The organism is Aeromonas sp. ASNIH5, assembly GCF_002902865.1.
Taxonomy (GTDB): domain Bacteria; phylum Pseudomonadota; class Gammaproteobacteria; order Enterobacterales; family Aeromonadaceae; genus Aeromonas; species Aeromonas caviae.
In genome coordinates this window covers 1,699,930-1,715,929 of record NZ_CP026122.1, presented here as the reverse complement: position 1 = coordinate 1,715,929, position 16,000 = coordinate 1,699,930, and the positions used below count along the sequence as shown (strand labels likewise).

17 protein-coding genes and 1 tRNA gene are annotated in these 16,000 nt (G+C 60.4%); 9 read left to right on the top strand and 9 right to left on the bottom strand.

The genetic code is table 11. The features are described 5' to 3' along the window. Window positions 1-64 precede the first annotated feature (64 nt). From C2U30_RS07695 to C2U30_RS07685, 3 genes are all read left to right on the top strand, one after another. Complete coding sequence (locus C2U30_RS07695) at window positions 65-304, top strand: helix-turn-helix domain-containing protein (protein ID WP_011806687.1); 240 nt, start codon at window positions 65-67, stop codon at window positions 302-304. Between the two features lie 464 nt (window positions 305-768). Beyond that, a complete protein-coding gene (locus C2U30_RS07690; protein WP_069953367.1) occupies window positions 769-987 on the top strand; it encodes an AlpA family phage regulatory protein in 219 nt (72 codons plus the stop codon). Between the two features lie 11 nt (window positions 988-998). Then, window positions 999-2,009, top strand: a complete 1,011-nt coding sequence (locus C2U30_RS07685) for a replication protein RepA (RefSeq protein ID WP_069953366.1) — start codon at window positions 999-1,001, stop codon at window positions 2,007-2,009. Window position 2,010: 1 nt separating this feature from the next. Here C2U30_RS07685 and C2U30_RS07680 read toward each other — a convergent pair whose 3' ends face one another. From C2U30_RS07680 to lolB, 8 genes are all read right to left on the bottom strand, one after another. Further along, complete coding sequence (locus C2U30_RS07680; protein WP_103243558.1) at window positions 2,011-2,799, bottom strand: hypothetical protein; 789 nt, start codon at window positions 2,797-2,799, stop codon at window positions 2,011-2,013. Next, entirely contained in the window at window positions 2,786-4,024 is a 1,239-nt protein-coding gene (locus C2U30_RS07675; protein WP_053814599.1) for a tyrosine-type recombinase/integrase, read from the bottom strand. Before C2U30_RS07675 ends, C2U30_RS07680 begins: the two co-directional genes overlap by 14 nt. A 206-nt stretch (window positions 4,025-4,230) precedes the next feature. Continuing rightward, window positions 4,231-5,322, bottom strand: coding sequence for a redox-regulated ATPase YchF (gene ychF / locus C2U30_RS07670; RefSeq protein ID WP_010673843.1), 1,092 nt, complete (start codon window positions 5,320-5,322; stop codon window positions 4,231-4,233). Window positions 5,323-5,453: 131 nt separating this feature from the next. After that, a complete protein-coding gene (gene pth, locus C2U30_RS07665; RefSeq protein ID WP_043155778.1) occupies window positions 5,454-6,050 on the bottom strand; it encodes an aminoacyl-tRNA hydrolase in 597 nt (198 codons plus the stop codon). A 248-nt stretch (window positions 6,051-6,298) separates the two neighbouring features. Next, window positions 6,299-7,246: a ribose-phosphate pyrophosphokinase gene (locus C2U30_RS07660; protein ID WP_010673845.1), complete on the bottom strand. Its 948-nt coding sequence runs from the start codon at window positions 7,244-7,246 to the stop codon at window positions 6,299-6,301. A 239-nt stretch (window positions 7,247-7,485) separates the two neighbouring features. Further along, window positions 7,486-7,560, bottom strand: a tRNA-Gln gene (locus C2U30_RS07655). Then, complete coding sequence (ispE, locus tag C2U30_RS07650; RefSeq protein WP_103244666.1) at window positions 7,540-8,418, bottom strand: 4-(cytidine 5'-diphospho)-2-C-methyl-D-erythritol kinase; 879 nt, start codon at window positions 8,416-8,418, stop codon at window positions 7,540-7,542. The genes C2U30_RS07655 and ispE overlap by 21 nt, the downstream gene beginning before the upstream one ends. Next, entirely contained in the window at window positions 8,418-8,996 is a 579-nt protein-coding gene (lolB, locus tag C2U30_RS07645) for a lipoprotein insertase outer membrane protein LolB (protein ID WP_039039599.1), read from the bottom strand. The genes ispE and lolB overlap by 1 nt, the downstream gene beginning before the upstream one ends. Window positions 8,997-9,121: 125 nt before the next feature. Between lolB and hemA the strand changes: the two genes are divergently transcribed. Genes hemA through kdsA form a run of 6 tightly spaced genes read left to right on the top strand, consistent with a single transcriptional unit; the run spans window position 9,122 to window position 14,457 of the window. Continuing rightward, the gene (hemA, locus tag C2U30_RS07640; RefSeq protein ID WP_041212583.1) at window positions 9,122-10,381 is read left to right on the top strand and encodes a glutamyl-tRNA reductase; all 1,260 of its coding nucleotides are present in this window, start codon (window positions 9,122-9,124) and stop codon (window positions 10,379-10,381) included. Between the two features lie 50 nt (window positions 10,382-10,431). Further along, a complete protein-coding gene (gene prfA / locus C2U30_RS07635; protein WP_048207166.1) occupies window positions 10,432-11,520 on the top strand; it encodes a peptide chain release factor 1 in 1,089 nt (362 codons plus the stop codon). Further along, window positions 11,520-12,353: a peptide chain release factor N(5)-glutamine methyltransferase gene (gene prmC / locus C2U30_RS07630; protein WP_039039602.1), complete on the top strand. Its 834-nt coding sequence runs from the start codon at window positions 11,520-11,522 to the stop codon at window positions 12,351-12,353. Before prfA ends, prmC begins: the two co-directional genes overlap by 1 nt. Window positions 12,354-12,395: 42 nt before the next feature. Continuing rightward, a complete protein-coding gene (locus C2U30_RS07625; RefSeq protein ID WP_042880800.1) occupies window positions 12,396-12,779 on the top strand; it encodes a SirB2 family protein in 384 nt (127 codons plus the stop codon). An 11-nt stretch (window positions 12,780-12,790) separates the two neighbouring features. Further along, the gene (locus C2U30_RS07620; protein ID WP_041212584.1) at window positions 12,791-13,591 is read left to right on the top strand and encodes a SirB1 family protein; all 801 of its coding nucleotides are present in this window, start codon (window positions 12,791-12,793) and stop codon (window positions 13,589-13,591) included. Window positions 13,592-13,602: 11 nt separating this feature from the next. After that, the gene (kdsA, locus tag C2U30_RS07615; RefSeq protein WP_039039605.1) at window positions 13,603-14,457 is read left to right on the top strand and encodes a 3-deoxy-8-phosphooctulonate synthase; all 855 of its coding nucleotides are present in this window, start codon (window positions 13,603-13,605) and stop codon (window positions 14,455-14,457) included. A 46-nt stretch (window positions 14,458-14,503) separates the two neighbouring features. On the opposite strand, the gene C2U30_RS07610 is transcribed toward kdsA, so the two are convergent. Next, a complete protein-coding gene (locus tag C2U30_RS07610; protein WP_041205253.1) occupies window positions 14,504-15,841 on the bottom strand; it encodes an IS4-like element ISAeme15 family transposase in 1,338 nt (445 codons plus the stop codon). Between the last annotated feature and the right edge of the window lie 159 nt (window positions 15,842-16,000).

The following is a 16,000-nucleotide window of genomic DNA, read 5'->3' as shown; positions in this document are numbered from 1 at the left end:
TTATCGGGCGTAGCCCTATAGAGGGGGTACTCATAGAGTCATTTCTCTTTAAGAAGAGAGAAATATGGCCCTTGATCCCCGACTACGCTTCGGCCTGAAGCTGATAGAAATCAGAAAGACCAGAGGGTGGTCGCAAGAACGCCTGGCACTGGAAAGTGGCTTGGCGCGCAGCTATCTGGGGGGTGTTGAGCGTGGGCAACGCAACATCGCCTTACTCAACATCTTCAAGCTGGCCGAGGCGCTGGGGGTGGAGCCTTCAGTGCTGCTGGAGGCACCGGCGGCTGGACAGGAACCTGCACCCTAACATCGTAGCGTTACGATGCCAGATAGTTGTCTCCTCAGGCCACATGGTGTAGCACCGTGAGTGCGTGGAGGTGGAGTCGTCTTGCCAATCGCTGACTGCAGGTGGTTGATGCGTCCCAGATTCCGGTTTTTCCACAGAATGCAAGGCTTTTATAGGCTACTCATTTAAAGGAAAAGTACTAAAGGCAAGAACTACAGGTTTTGGGGGGTGCCGATTCAGCATGGTGCAGGGTTCCGATTCGGCACGCTTTCTGGGGGGCTTGGGGTTCCGATTCAGCACGCGACAGGGGTGCCGAATCGGCATGAATAAGTGCGTTATCCACAGGCATATCTGGCTCCTTGCTCACAACCTTTACTGCGCGGCCACGTTGTCGTGCAGGTATTTTTCAAAACTCGTTCTCTCTGATTTTCGTCTCCCGCCACTACTGTCGCCTCATTGGTTATTCAGGTTCAGTGGGGAGCACGATGGACGATCAGCAAGGGCAAGAGGTTGCCATTCTTCGCAGGCCGCAGGTTGAGAAGAGAACCGGCCTTACCAAATCAGGCATCTATTTTCTAATCCGGGAAGGGGACTTTCCTCGCCCTGTACGACTGGGGAAGCGGGCTGTCGGGTGGATTGAGTCGGAGATCACGACTTGGCTGCGCGAGAAGACCAGCCTCCGCTCGATTGTCGTTCGGGGTTGAGTTGTTTCCGTATGCCGAACCCATCCTCCAACAGTGCTCGTCTTGCGCTGGCAGAGCTACGACGGATTGTTGATCCGAATCCCAGTGGTCAAGTAGCGAGGATTGTGCCTTCTGGATGCAGCAAGGAGTGCGTCCTCTCGATTCGTGACCGCAAGCTGCTTGACTCTGCCGCCGACATTGCTCTCGGCTCAACGTCTGAGAACGCGGTGTTCATGCACACTGTTCTCTGCCAAGTTGGCTTGCCGCGCCGTGCTGTTGATGGCACTTCATTTGAGCGGCGATCTGGAGGGGCGGCACTCCTTATCGAGGCTGGGAAACTGTGGGATGGCGAAAAATTTGTGCAGCAGCCGGTTCCGTATGGCGCAAAACCCCGGCTCATACTTGCCTACTTGAATACCTATGCAGTTCGCCATCGAACGAGGGAAATCGATGTGGGGAAAAGTGCGTCGGCATTTCTCAAGATGCTTGGAGTTCAAGCAAATGGGGGAAAAAGAGGCAGCTACACCGAGTTCAAGAAGCAGATGACTGCGCTGGCTGCCTGCAAGATGACTCTGGGATTCAATGCGGGGAATACTCCTACTACACGCTATGCGAAACCGATAAATGAGTTTCAGGCGTGGGCATCGAATGATGGCTGCCAAAACAGGTTATGGCCAAAAAAAATCATCCTATCGCCAGAATACTTTGACGCTCTGGTAACTGATCAGCACGCCGTCCCTATCGACATTCGAGCTTTTCACGCGCTGTCAGGCTCCGCGCTAGCGATGGATATCTATGTCATGCTCGCGGAAAGGCTGCACAGAATATCAGGAGGCAGACCCGTGAGGTTGAATTGGGCAAATTTGCGTGAGCAGTTCGGGCAGGAATATGCGGCCGACGCCAATGGAAAGAAGAACTTCAAGACGAAGTTTTTGAAGGCGCTTGTTTCTGTTTTGGCTGTCTATCCCAAGGCGAGAATCAGTCAGGTTACGGGCGGGATTCTGCTGTTTCCTTCGCCGCCTCCGATCCCCAAGCTGGTATAAATTACGCCTGCCCAAGGCTGATTTCCAGCTCTGGGTAGCGCTTTCTCAGGGTGGCGTATGAAGCCATCAACTTCGCATGTTCACGCTGCTCAATTGCTTCCAGTGCAGAGAAGAAGCTCTGTTTGGCTGCATCGAGCAAGGCAAAGCACTTCCCAGACGGCAAAACCTCACAGAAAGCCTCCCACGCGTTGACCTGCGACCAAAGCGGCATCAAGACCATTTCATGTCTTAGCAAGGCCCTGACTAGTTGTCGGCCACGATTCTGCTCGTCATTGATTCTTGCTGCCTCTTCAAGTGCCTTTTGAATGAGTATCGCAGACCAGCGCTTTACTATTTCCCGCAATAATCCAAAGCTCATGGCTCGGCCATCATGGGGTAGCGCCTTCATCAACGGTCGATTTGGCTCGGAGGGGGGCGGCATTGATGGCGCGGCTTCCGTCGGTGGCAGCGGCGGAGCCTGAATGCCGAAGGCGTCGTCCGCTTGGCAGGGAGGGATCGCATCCTTCTTTCCGTGCCGTCCGTACCATGTTCGCCACAGCCTTTTCTCCGTGACGCTGCGATGTCGGTGAGCCACGTAAGCGCGCCATTCTGCGCCTGCGTGGTCGCTCCCGAGCAACATCCGCTCCAGTTCATGCTGAGAAGTTCCCGCCATCGAATTCTCGATATGTCGAAGAACTTCGGCAACCAGCGCTCCGGGTACGCTTTTGTGCAGTCGGCTGCGGCCTTCGTTCAATAGGGCCTGCCCATAGCGCAAGCCCTCAAGGAACCGCGCATCGTCATTTCCCATCATCGTCTGCGCTCTTGATGCCATCAGCAGCACTCAGATAATCGGCCCATGCCTGCATGATCTCGCGCCGCTCATTCAGCAGCAGGGCCTTGTTGTAAGTGGCTCGCACCTTGTTGCTTTCGACATGTGCCAGTTGCCGCTCAATGGCATCCGGCCTGAATCCCTGCTCGTTGGCCCACGTCGAGAAAGTGGTGCGCCAGCAGTGAGGTGTTGTGCGTTCTCCAAGCTTCATGTCGCGCATGGCGTACGTGAGCCGATTCGGCGTCGTGAACCCTTCTCCGCTTCGGTGAGGGAAAAGATACTGACCCGCTCCTGTGATTGGTCGTAGGGTTTCCAGCAGTTCCAAAGCCTGCTCTGACAGCGGTGATACGTGGTCGCGGCGTGCTTTCATCTTGGCCGCAGGCCGCCGCCATAGCTTCGCCTCGATGTCGAACTCGCTCCACTCGGCATCTGCAGCTTCTCCGGGGCGGCAGGCTGTGAATGCGATCAGGCGCAGGCATATAGCGGTCTCGGGGTAGCCGCGATAGGCGCGAAGAGCGCGGTAGAAGGCGCGGATTTGATCTGCGGTCAGTACTGCTTTGCTTTTGCTGACCGGAATTTTCAGCAGGCCGCGAAGGCCTGGAATCGGGTTGGAATCGACCAATCCGCGGATGACTGCATACTGGAAAATTGCCGATAGGTCGCCTTTGACGTGGATGCCTGCCCACGCCCCGTGGTCTTCGCACGCTTCTAAGATCGGGCGGATTTCCTTGGGACCGATCTCGGTGATCGGGAGCGTGTCGAGCTTGGGGGACAGGTACTTTCTGATCCGTGATTCCTTCGACCGATAGGAGCCGGGGGTGTAGTCGGGCTTCACCTTGGCCAGATAGGCTGCTGACACCTTGGCGAAGGACAACTCCTGAGCCAGTGCCTCTGCATGCTTTCGCGCTGCTGCGGCCTTGATGTTCCGCTGCCGTTCATCTTTCCGGTGCTGAGAGGGATTGATTCCTTGCTTGACGAGTTCGCGTGCCGCATCTCGGGCCGCTCTGGCTTCAGCAAGGCTTACTTCGGGGTACGAACCGATGGCAAAAAGGTTCTCTTTTCCGTCGAGTCGGAATTTCCAGCGCCAGAGCTTGCTACCCGTCTTTTCGACGGAGAGAAAAAGCCCGCCGCCATCGCCGAGTTTGTATCGGTTGGCTGCGGGCTTGGCTGTCCTGATCTTGGCGTCAGAGAGAAGGTCTTTGGGCATCTGGGTATCCTGCTAGCGAGCGGGATACCCCCACTCATAACATCACATACCCCGAATCCTACCCCATGTTTTTCTGGAATTCCATGAACTCTACTGAACCACCATGAGCAACACGGCATTCCTCAATCCCTTGTACGGCCTAGGAAAATCATTGGCTGCGGCTTGTTGATGGTTCATTATGGTTCAGTGAGGTTCAGGCGGATAAGTCAGACGTTGAACAGGAAGTTCATGATATCGCCATCCTTGACGATGTAGTCTTTCCCTTCCGCGCGCATCTTGCCTGCTTCCTTGGCGCCTTGCTCACCCTTGTAGGTGATAAAGTCGTCGAAGGCGATGGTCTGGGCGCGAATAAAGCCTTTTTCGAAGTCGGTGTGGATCTTGCCAGCGGCCTGCGGGGCGGTGGCGCCTACGGGAATGGTCCAGGCGCGCACTTCTTTCACACCGGCGGTGAAGTAGGTCTGCAACTTGAGCAGCTCGTATCCGGAGCGGATCACCCGGTTCAGGCCCGGCTCCTCGATGCCCAGATCCGCCATGAACTCGGCGCGGTCTTCGTCGTCCAGCTCGGCGATGTCCGCCTCGATGGCGCAGCAGACGACCACGACAACGGCGTTCTCGGCGGCGGCTATCTCACGGACCTGATCCAGATAGGGATTGTTCTCGAAGCCATCTTCCGCCACGTTGGCGATGTACATGGTGGGTTTGAGGGTCAGGAAGTTGAGGTGGCTGACGGCGTCCAGCTCATCCTTGTCCAGCTTCATGCCGCGGATCATCTGGCCGTTTTCCAGGGCAACCTTGATCTTCTCCAGCACTTCCACTTCCAGCTTGGCATCCTTGTCGCCGCCCTTGGCACGCTTGGACTGGCGATTGATGGCGCGCTCGCAGGCATCCAGGTCGGAGAGGGCCAGCTCGGTGTTGATGACCTCGATGTCGTCGGCCGGGGAGACCTTGCCCGCCACGTGGACGATGTTCTCGTCCTCGAAGCAGCGCACCACGTGACCGATGGCTTCGGTTTCACGGATGTTGGCCAGGAACTGGTTGCCAAGGCCTTCGCCCTTGGAGGCACCGGCCACCAGGCCGGCGATGTCCACGAACTCCATGGTGGTCGGCACGACACGCTGCGGATTGATGATGGCCGCCAGCTGGTCGAGGCGGGGATCCGGCATGGGGACCACACCCGTGTTCGGCTCAATGGTGCAGAACGGGAAGTTGGCGGCTTCGATGCCGGCCTTGGTCAGCGCATTGAACAGGGTGGATTTACCTACATTGGGCAGGCCCACGATACCGCATTTAAAACCCATGAATTGTTACCTTGTTGATGGATGCTTCAAGGGGCCGCGCGGGCGGCCCGTGTCGTGTTGCTTGACCCCGAGGCGAGGGATCTCGCCAGGGGCCGGTCATCTTGAACTGCCTGGCGATGCAGGCTGAAGGCCTAGACTTTCTCGGCCTTGAAACAGTGCAGGCGATTCATGGCCTTGGTCATGTCCTGCTTGAACAGGATGTCGGTGGCGCGTAGGGATTCGTCCAGCGCGGCCTCGATCAGACTCTGCTCACTACTGGGCGCCTTGGTCAGCACGAAGCCGGCGACCAGCTCCTTGGCGCCCGGATGGCCGATGCCAAGGCGCAGCCGGAAGAAGTTATTGTTGTTGCCCATCCTGGCGATGATGTCCTTGAGGCCGTTATGGCCGCCGTGACCGCCCCCTTGCTTGAACTTGGCGATGCCGGGAGGCAGGTCCAGCTCGTCGTGGGCCACCAGGATCTCCTCCGGGGCGATCTGGTAGAAGCGCGCGAGCGCCGCCACGGCCTTGCCGGAGAGATTCATGTAGGTGTTCGGGATGAGCAGCCGCACATCCTGCCCGTCCACCAGGAAGCGGGCGGTGTGGCCGAAGAACTTGGGCTCTTCGCGCAGGCTGACATTGTGCCAGCGTGCCAGTTGCTCCACATACCAGGCGCCCGCATTGTGGCGGGTCTTGGCATATTCGGGGCCGGGATTACCCAGCCCGACAATCAGTTTGATTTGACTTGTCACGCTTGATGTCTTCACTCGCTACTTGCCATGGGCGGATGACCCGGGGCAATGGGACGCAATATTCTAGCCGCCGAGTGGCGATCACTCAACCAAAGTGCGGCAAGGTCGGGGAAAAGCCGGACAGAAGGGCTCGGGTGGGGTGGCTCGTCCGAGGTTTTCGTCTCTTGCCGAGTGGAGGCTGGCGGCTGGCGCCAGGCACCCAAAAAACAAAAACCGCCATTCGGCGGTTTTTGTCACAACAGGGTCTATCAATGCTCGAACATGGCAGAGATGGACTCTTCGTTGCTGATGCGGCGAATCGCTTCGGCCAGCACGGAGGAGAGGGTCAGCTGCTTGACCTTGCCGACGGCCTTCATCTCCGGGGTGAGCGGGATGGAGTCGGTGATGATCAGCTCGTCGATGACCGAATTCTTGATGTTTTCAACGGCGGTGCCGGAGAAGACAGGGTGGGTCGCATAGGCGAACACGCGCTTGGCACCACGCTCTTTCAGCGCTTCGGCCGCCTTGCACAGGGTGCCGCCGGTGTCGATCATGTCGTCGACGATGACGCAGTCACGACCAGCCACGTCGCCGATCAGGTGCATGACCTGGGAGACGTTCGGACGGGGACGACGCTTGTCGATGATGGCGATGTCGGTGTCGTCCAGCAGCTTGGCGATGGCACGGGCACGGACCACGCCGCCGATGTCCGGTGACACGACCACGGGGGATTCGAGGTTCTTGGCCTTCATGTCTTCCAGCAGCACCGGGCTGCCGAACACGTTGTCGACGGGGACGTCGAAGAAGCCCTGGATCTGCTCGGCATGCAGGTCAACGGTCAGCACACGGTCCACACCTACGCTGGAGAGGAAGTCGGCGACGACCTTGGCGGTGATGGGCACACGGGCGGAGCGGACGCGGCGGTCCTGACGGGCATAACCAAAGTAGGGGATAACGGCAGTGATACGGCCAGCTGAAGCACGACGCAGTGCATCCACCATGACGATCAATTCCATCAAATTGTCGTTGGTCGGGGCACAGGTGGATTGAATGATGAAGATATCGCCACCGCGTACATTCTCGTTGATCTGTACGCTGATCTCGCCGTCGCTAAAGCGACCTACGGCAGCATTGCCGAGTTTGATAAACAGGCGATCTGCGATCTTCTGGGCTAGTTCCGGCGTTGCGTTACCAGCAAACAGCTTCATGTCAGGCACGGTTTGAAACCTCGGGGTTGCATCCAGTATGTGGGGAGTCTGATTTTAGACCCGTATCGTTTGGGGGCAAACGATTTAGCAAGATGACGGACAAGGTCTCTGGGCGATGTCGAGGATGGCGTCTCATCACCCGCAGGGTGGGTGGACGGGAATCCACCTTGAGCGCCATCGCGTCAGATTGGCCCAAGACACATCGACGAGGTCAACACCTCCCGATACGGCCTCAACAAGGAGAGAGTTGGCTGGGGTACTAGGATTCGAACCTAGGAATGGCGAGATCAAAACCCGCTGCCTTACCGCTTGGCGATACCCCAATCACTCACTTGTTGCAAAGTGACGAAGAGTGGTGATATGTTCTCGCCCTTGGCGACAAACCCATCCCAGCCTTCCGGCACTCTTGCCAACACCTTCCGAGCAGCCATTTCGTCTTCAAATCGAGCAAAGACGCAGGCGCCAGTGCCCGTCATTCTTGACGGCGCGTATTCTAGCAACCAGCCGAGCGCATTGGCAACCTCGGGGTGGCGCTTTTTCACCAGCAGCTCGCAATCGTTTTTCCACTCTCCTGCCAGCAGATTGTCCAGGGTCATCTTGGGGGTGTTGCGGGGCAGGTCGGGATCCTGGAACACGGCGGCGGTGGCCACATGGCAATCCGGCTTGAGTACCAGGTACCAGGCATCCGGCACCTCGATCTGTTGCAACCGCTCCCCCACGCCTTCGGCGAAGGCGGCCTTGCCCCGCACGAACACCGGCACGTCGGCGCCCAGCTGCACGCCGAGCTCGGCCAGCTCGTCTTCACTCAAGCCGGCTTGCCAGAGGTGGTTCAAGGCCACGAGGGTGGTGGCCGCGTCCGACGAGCCGCCCCCGATGCCACCGCCCATGGGCAGTACCTTCTCCAGCCGGATATGGGCTCCCTGCGGACTGGCCAACCGGCTCTGCAACAGTCGCGCAGCCCGGATGATGAGGTTCTGTTCATCGGGCACGCCGGGAATGGCCGGGCTCAAGGTGAGCTGGTCGCTGCCGGGGATCGGCTCGAATTCGAGCCAGTCGCCGTGGTTGAGGAAGATGAAGAGGGTCTGCAGTTCGTGGTAGCCATCGGGGCGGCGGCCATTGACGTGCAGGAAGAGGTTGAGCTTGGCCGGGGCGGGCCAGCGGATCGGCGCCTGGTCGTGCATCATGGTGCCAGGGTCCACTCGTTGATCTGCAGCTTGAGACGGCTCTCCTGCCCGGTCATGGTGAGCAGGTGGGGCAGGCGATAGCCGTCCTGATCCCGATAGTCCCCGTAGACGATCTGCCACTGGCCGTCGCGCACGCTGGCGAGGCTGGCATCGGGGTTGAGCTCGAATTCGGCCTGCCCCGGCAATCCCTTGATCCACTCAGGCAGCCCGGCCACCGGAATGTGCCAGCCGGTGAGCTGATAGACCAGGAGCTCGGCATCCTGGCTCTGGTGCTGTTTTCCGTCGTTGTCGAGCAGAGTCACCTCGCCGCCGGTGCGGGAGAGTTCCAGAATATGGGTGCCGATGAGGCTGGTGAGGTTGAGGCGATAGTCGTCGCCGTTCTGCTGCCAGTTGAGGCGGGCGCTGCCCTTCTGGCGGGCGGTGATGATGGCCATCTTGCCCGACAACTGCCAGTGTGTGAGGCGTTCGAGGCGGGCGCGCTCCTGCTGCCAGTTGACCTGATCCCGCTGGGGTTGGGTGGTGGTACAGCCCGCCAGCACCAGCAGGCAGGCGAGGGAGAAGATACGCAACAACAAGGTGGAGCTCCGCAGATGAGGTTTGCGACAGTATAAGGGGCGGCCGTATTGCTTTTAAAGACTTACCCTTTCTCGTACAATTGTCGGCCTCTACACCCTGTGCATGAAACGATCATCACCCACCCATGAGTCTGCTTGCCCTCGGAATCAACCACAACACCGCCAGTGTCGCCTTGCGGGAGCGGGTCGCCTTTGGCCCGGACCGCATCGATCGCGCCCTGCGTGAGCTGGTGGAGCAGCCTGGCGTCAGCGAGGCGGTGATCGTCTCCACCTGCAACCGCACCGAGCTCTATTGCAGCCTGGAGCAGGGGCAGGGGGAGCAGGTGCTGAACTGGTTGCAGCGGTTCCACGCGCTGGAGGCGAGCGAGGTGCTCTCCGCCATCTACCGGCACCAGGACGAGGAAGCGGTGCGGCACCTGATGCGGGTGGCCTGTGGCCTCGACTCCCTGGTGCTCGGGGAGCCGCAGATCCTGGGGCAGATCAAGCAATCCTACGCCCACGCCCAGCAGGCGGATGCGGTGAAAGGATCCCTGGAGCGCCTGTTCCAGAAATCCTTCTCGGTGGCCAAACGGGTGCGCACTGACACCGAGATCGGCGCCAGCGCGGTGTCGGTGGCCTTCGCCGCCGTGAGCCTGGCCCGCCGTATCTTCTCCGATCTCTCCCAGACCAAGGTGCTGCTGGTGGGCGCCGGCGAAACCATCGAACTGGTGGCCCGCCACCTGCGCGAGCAGAGCGTGACCCGGATGATGGTGGCGAACCGCACCCTGCAACGGGCCCAGTTGCTGGCAGAGGAGTTCGGTGCCCAGGTAATGACCCTGGAGGAGATCCCGGACTACCTGCACGAGGCGGACATCGTCATCAGCTCCACGGCAAGCCCCCTGCCCATCATCGGCAAGGGCATGGTGGAGCGGGCGCTCAAGGCGCGTCGTTTCAAGCCCATGTTCCTGGTGGACATCGCCGTGCCCCGCGACATCGAAGCCGAGGTGGACGAGCTCTCCGATGCCTATCTCTACACGGTGGACGATCTGCAGGGCATCATCGAGCAGAACCTGGAGACCCGCAAGCGGGCGGCCGCCGAGGCGGAACTCATCGTGCAGGAAGAGCGCGACGAGTTCATGGGCTGGTATCGCAGCCAGCACTCGGTGGATCTCATTCGCGATTATCGCCATCAGTCACAGCAGGTCGCGGACGAAGAGTTGCAGCGGGCCCTGCTGGCCCTGCAACAGGGTGAAAATGCCGAGCAGGCGCTCAAGGCCATGGCCCATCGCCTCACCAACAAGCTGATCCACGCACCGACCCAGGCCCTGCGCCAGGCCGCCGCCCAGGGGGACAGCCACAAGCTGGCCCAACTGCGTCAGGTGCTGGGATTGTCACAAGAATCATAGTGTTGGGACGGCCCTTTGCCGTCCCGTCCTCCATCGAGAATCCAAGAGTCATGAACCCCTCATTGATCAGAAAGCTGGAAGGCCTCATCGAGCGCCATGAAGAAGTACAGGCCCTGCTCGGGGAGCCCGGGGTCGCCTCGGATCAGGACAGATACCGCGCCCTGACCCGGGAATACGCCCAGCTGGAAGATATCGTTCACGCCTTCCAGCGTTTCCGCCAGGCCGAAGAGAACCTCGAGACCACCCGGCTGATGCTGGAGGAAGAGGATGCCGAGCTGCGGGAGATGGCGCAAGAGGAACTGCCGCTCGCCAAGGCGACCTTCGAGGAGCAGGAGCAGGCGCTTCAGGTGATGCTGTTGCCGCGCGACCCCAAGGATGACAACAACTGCTATCTGGAGATCCGCGCCGGTGCCGGTGGCGACGAGGCGGCCATTTTCGCGGGGGATCTGTTCCGCATGTACTCCCGCTACGCCGAGCGTCAGGGGTGGCGTGTCTCCATCGTCAGCTGCAATGACGGCGAACACGGCGGCTACAAGGAGGTGATCGCCAAGGTGGACGGTGAGCACGTCTACGGCCGCCTCAAGTTCGAGTCCGGCGGCCACCGGGTGCAGCGAGTCCCCGAGACCGAATCCCAGGGCCGGGTGCACACCTCCGCCTGTACCGTGGCCGTGCTGCCGGAAGTGCCGGAAGCCGAGCAGGTGGAGATCAACCCCTCCGAGCTGAAGATCGACACCTTCCGCGCCTCCGGTGCCGGCGGCCAGCACGTCAACAAGACCGACTCCGCCATCCGCATCACCCACCTGCCCACCGGGCTGGTGGTGGAGTGCCAGGACGAGCGCTCCCAGCACAAGAACCGCGCCAAGGCGATGTCGGTGCTCTCCGCTCGCCTGCAGGCGGCCGAGGACGAACGCCACCGCGCCGCCGAGCAGAGTACCCGCCGCAACCTGGTGGGCTCCGGGGATCGCTCCGAGCGCATCCGCACCTACAACTATCCCCAGGGGCGTCTCTCCGAGCACCGGATCAACCTCACCCTCTATCGTCTGGGCGACATCCTGGAAGGGGATCTGGACTGCGTGATCACCCCCCTGGTGCAGGAGTATCAGGCGGATCAGCTCGCCTCCCTGGCCGAGAGCAACTGATGCAGATCCAGCAGGCCCGCGCCCATATCATGGCGACCCTGGCCTCCGGGGAATCCCCCCGTGCCGACGCCGATGCCCTGCTCTGTCATCTGCTGGATTGCCGGCGCAGCTATCTGATGACCTGGCCGGAGCACGAGCTCGATGCCGCCCAGCAGGCGACCCTGGCGGGCTGGCTTGCCCGTCGCCTCAATGGAGAGCCCATTGCCCACCTCATCGGTGAGCGGGAGTTCTGGTCGCTTCCGCTGAAAGTGAGCCCGGCCACCCTGATCCCGCGCCCCGATACCGAGGTGCTGGTGGAACAAGCGCTGGCCCGCCTGCCGGGTGGCCCCTGCGCCCTGCTGGATCTGGGCACGGGCACCGGTGCCATCGCCCTTGCGCTCAAGTCTGAGCGACCGGATGCCGATGTATGGGCGGTGGACAGGATGCCGGCCGCGGCCGCGTTGGCCCGCACCAACAGCGCCGCCCTGGGGTTGCCCATCGAGGTGCGCGACGGCAGCTGGTTTGCGCCGCTCTCGGATGCACCGCGCTTTGCGATGATCGTCTCCAACCCGCCCTATATCGACGGGACGGACCCCCATCTTCACGAGGGGGACGTGCGCTTCGAGCCGCGCTCCGCCCTGGTGGCGGAGGAGCAGGGGCTGGCGGATATCCGCCTCATCGTCACCCAGGCGCCCGCCCATTTGGTGCCAGGTGGCTGGCTGTTGCTGGAACACGGCTGGGATCAGGGGGAGGCGGTGCGTCAACTCCTGCTGCAACAAGGCTACGTCCAGGTGGAAACCGTGCGCGATTACGGCGATAACGAGCGGGTGACCCTGGGGCGCCTGGCTCAGTGATATGACGGGCGGGCCCGGTCTGCCCCTGTTCAAGGAAATCTTATGTATGTTGTGCTCAAGCATCTGCACCTCACCCTGATTGCCGGGGCCGTGCTGATGTTTATCCTGCGCTTTTACTGGTTGCAGACCGGCTCCGCGCTGGCAGGGGGCGCCCGCACCCTCAAGATCAGCGGCTGGCTCAACGGCCTGGTGGTGCTCTCCGGTGCGCTGCTCTGCATGGTGCTGGGTCTCAACCCCCTCAACAACGCCATCCCCTGGCTGGCCGAGAAGCTGACGTCCATCCTGGTGGTGGCGTTTCTGGCCATGATGGCGCTGCGCCTGGCCCGCAGCAACGGCATCCGCTGGTTTGCCTTCCTGGGCGCACTGGGGTGGATCTTCTTTATCGCCAAGCTTGCGGTGCAAAAGCAGGCCAGCCTGTTCGGCTAGGAAGGATGACGATGATACGTGTGGATGAGTGGACCGACTTCGAGGCTCACGATCTGGCCGAGCTGGCGCTGTCGGTGAGCGACGAGATCCGGGGCCATGGCGGCACGGGAGAGGCCGAGCTTGCCCGCCTCGATGCCTGGCTGGACGAAACGATTGCCGAGGGAGACTGCGACGAGGTGCGCCGTCAGCTGTTGCAGGGTTTCTACCAGACCCTGGGCTTTCGTGGCGACTGGCAGGATTACTTCTCGTCCGCCAACTGCGATCTGGACCAGGTGCTGGCAAGGCGCAAGGGGATCCCGGTCAGTCTCGGCATCCTCCTCATCCAGCTGGGTCGCAAGATAGGGCTGGATGTGGAGGGGATCTGCTTCCCCGGCCATTTCCTCCTGAGTTTTGCCGGTCTGGACGGGGAGGTCTATGTGGACCCCTTCAACGGTGATGAACTGAGCCGGCACCGCATCGAACTGCTGCTGCGCGGTGCCCTCGGCAACCTGGCGAGTCTGAGCGATGATCATCTGCAGCCATCGGGGCAGTGGGAGATCATCGAGCGCTTGCTCAATGTCAGCAAGGGCGCCCTGCTGCGCGAGGAGCGCATGACGGAGGCGCTGCGCTGCAGCGAGCTGCTGCTGCGCATGAAGCCCGGCGATCCGCTGGAGACGCGGGATCGGGGCTTCATCTATGAGCAACTCGATTGCCCGCGCTTTGCCGCCGACGATTTCGAATACTTTATTGAACAATGCCCTGATGATCCCGTGGCCGATGTGCTGAAAACCCAGCTGGCCACCCTGGACCTCAGTCCCAAACCCCTCCATTAAGGATCCCTGAGATGGAACAGAAGAATATCAAGGTCAACCAGATCGACGTCGCCAACGACAAACCTTTCGTGCTGTTCGGCGGCATGAACGTGCTGGAATCCCGCGACATGGCGATGGCGGTGTGCGAGAAGTACGTGGAAGTGACCAGCAAGCTCGGCATCCCGTTCGTGTTCAAGGCGAGCTGGGACAAGGCCAACCGCTCCTCCATCCACTCCTATCGCGGCCCGGGTCTGGAAGAGGGGATGAAGATCTTCCAGGAGCTGAAAGCGACCTTCGGCATGCCGGTGATCTCCGATCTGCATGAGCCCCATCAGGCCAAACCGGTCGCCGAGGTGGTCGACGTCATCCAGCTGCCCGCCTTCCTGGCGCGCCAGACCGATCTGGTGGAGGCCATGGCCCGAACCGGCAACGTCATCAACATCAAGAAGCCGCAATTCCTGAGCCCAAGCCAGATGAAGAACATCACCGACAAGTTCGAGGAGTGTGGCAACGATCGCCTGATCCTCTGCGAGCGCGGTGCCAACTTCGGCTATGACAACCTGGTGGTGGACATGCTGGGTCTGGGCGTCATGAAGAAGAGCACCGGCGGCTATCCGGTCATCTTTGACGTCACCCACTCCCTGCAGTGCCGTGATCCCCTGGGAGCGGCCTCCGGTGGTCGCCGCGAGCAGGTGACCGAGCTGGCCCGTGCCGGCATGGCGGTGGGCTTGGCCGGTCTCTTTATCGAATCCCACCCGGATCCGAAAATTGCCCGCTGCGACGGCCCGAGCGCTCTGCCGCTGGAGAAGCTGGAAGGCTTCCTCAAGCAGATGAAGGCCATCGACGATCTCGTCAAGGGCTTCGAGCCCCTCGATACCTCCGCCTGATCGCGATTTTTACTATCAAAAATGCCCCGCCATGCGGCAATGCTGTTCACTTAAGCGGAGCCGCATTGCGATTTACCGGAAAACGGGTCTTTGATATCTTCACCGCCCTGGGTCTCGATGGCCTGGGGCGTTTTTCTATGAACATGACGCCTATGCAGCCCCGCAACTCCGCCAACCTCCGTGGCGTATGGGCTGGCGATAACGCGCCCGCCATCACTGCCATCTGGTTCGCGATGAACTGACAGGCAAACTTAAAGCTCACCTCATTGGGCGCTCGCTGATGGGCTACGGCGGCCTGGCTGGCCTCCCGCCTGACCAGATTGTATCCAAGCAGCAATCCCCACAGCTCCTGATAGACCAAGTCCACTTTCTTGCTTCTCAGCGTGATGGCGTTGTGCTGCATCGCGCTTTTGATATCCCGGTATCCCAGCTCGATTTCCCAGCGCTCGTGGTACAGGGTCGCCACCTGAGCTGCACTGAATCGCGCCACGGGCAGGGAGGTAAAGACCGTTTTCTCCTTGCCTGCCACCTCATAGGTCACTGCGCGAACTTGCCAGTGTGTCGGCAACGCCGGGTTTTTCTTGCGAGCCTGAGGCGAGACCGTCATTTGCAACAGACGGTCACCGTCGCCATAGCGCTCAAGTTCCGTGTATACCAGCCCCTTGCGTTCCGGGATGAGCCAGTGACGGTCGGTGTCTTCGGCCTGAATACGCAGCAACAGGTCGGCACCGAAGAAGCCTTTATCCAGCAGGGTCACTGACTTGTCCGGCAATGAGTGAATGAACTCGCTGGCCAGGGGGATTTCCCCTTTGCGGTACGGGCTGATGGCCGCGTTGGCAATGACATGCGAGCGGACATTCATGAGCGTGACCAACCGCAGCATCGGGTAGGGTGTCTGCCGGTTGGTTGAGGTGTTACCCGAGCCGAAATGTGCTCTGAGTTCAGGCATATCCTGGGTTCGGAACAGGGCCCCATCGATGGCAAAGACCTGTAAACCGTGCCAATGGTCTTCAGGATAACGTTCCCGCCCCCACACATCGGCGCACTGTTTGAACAGCCACTCGAGCGGCTGTTTGCCGAGTCGCTGACGGGCCTGAGACAGGGCACTGTCCGCGAGCAAGGCATCATTGGCCAACCCTTCTGCACAGATGTTGAGGCGCCGAGCGACCTCGGAGATGGGCTCATTGCGGAAAAAGGCCATCCCCACGACGAGCCACAAGACCATATCAGAAGGTAAGCGGCGTCGGCGGATAGTGGCCTTTTCAGACAAGGCGGCAGCGGCAGTAATCCATTCGTCGGGAATATGGTCGGCAAAAATGGCCAGCCGAGCCAGCATGTCGCCAGATGCCTCAACAACATCGTTCAGATCGTTTGCAATAGACATAAAAAAATCCGGAACCAGTGATTGGTTCCGGATTGTCCTACAGCAGAAGGATCGGTCAATGGATCCTTAACTGATCAGCATTGCCGCCATGCGGGGCATTTTTATTTCCGTCATTTTCATTTGGTGCTCTTCGGCGTCCATTGCGACCATGTTTCCGTG

Bases quoted from the DNA above. Each gene is read 5' to 3' on its own strand.
- C2U30_RS07695 (WP_011806687.1), top strand. From the start codon at position 65: ATGGCCCTTGATCCCCGACTACGCTTCGGCCTGAAGCTGATAGAAATC.
- C2U30_RS07690 (WP_069953367.1), top strand. From the start codon at position 769: ATGGACGATCAGCAAGGGCAAGAGGTTGCCATTCTTCGCAGGCCGCAG.
- C2U30_RS07685 (WP_069953366.1), top strand. From the start codon at position 999: ATGCCGAACCCATCCTCCAACAGTGCTCGTCTTGCGCTGGCAGAGCTA.
- C2U30_RS07680 (WP_103243558.1), bottom strand. From the start codon at position 2,799: ATGATGGGAAATGACGATGCGCGGTTCCTTGAGGGCTTGCGCTATGGG.
- C2U30_RS07675 (WP_053814599.1), bottom strand. From the start codon at position 4,024: ATGCCCAAAGACCTTCTCTCTGACGCCAAGATCAGGACAGCCAAGCCC.
- ychF (WP_010673843.1), bottom strand. From the start codon at position 5,322: ATGGGTTTTAAATGCGGTATCGTGGGCCTGCCCAATGTAGGTAAATCC.
- ispE (WP_103244666.1), bottom strand. From the start codon at position 8,418: ATGCACGACCAGGCGCCGATCCGCTGGCCCGCCCCGGCCAAGCTCAAC.
- hemA (WP_041212583.1), top strand. From the start codon at position 9,122: ATGAGTCTGCTTGCCCTCGGAATCAACCACAACACCGCCAGTGTCGCC.
- prfA (WP_048207166.1), top strand. From the start codon at position 10,432: ATGAACCCCTCATTGATCAGAAAGCTGGAAGGCCTCATCGAGCGCCAT.
- prmC (WP_039039602.1), top strand. From the start codon at position 11,520: ATGCAGATCCAGCAGGCCCGCGCCCATATCATGGCGACCCTGGCCTCC.
- C2U30_RS07625 (WP_042880800.1), top strand. From the start codon at position 12,396: ATGTATGTTGTGCTCAAGCATCTGCACCTCACCCTGATTGCCGGGGCC.
- C2U30_RS07620 (WP_041212584.1), top strand. From the start codon at position 12,791: ATGATACGTGTGGATGAGTGGACCGACTTCGAGGCTCACGATCTGGCC.
- kdsA (WP_039039605.1), top strand. From the start codon at position 13,603: ATGGAACAGAAGAATATCAAGGTCAACCAGATCGACGTCGCCAACGAC.
- C2U30_RS07610 (WP_041205253.1), bottom strand. From the start codon at position 15,841: ATGTCTATTGCAAACGATCTGAACGATGTTGTTGAGGCATCTGGCGAC.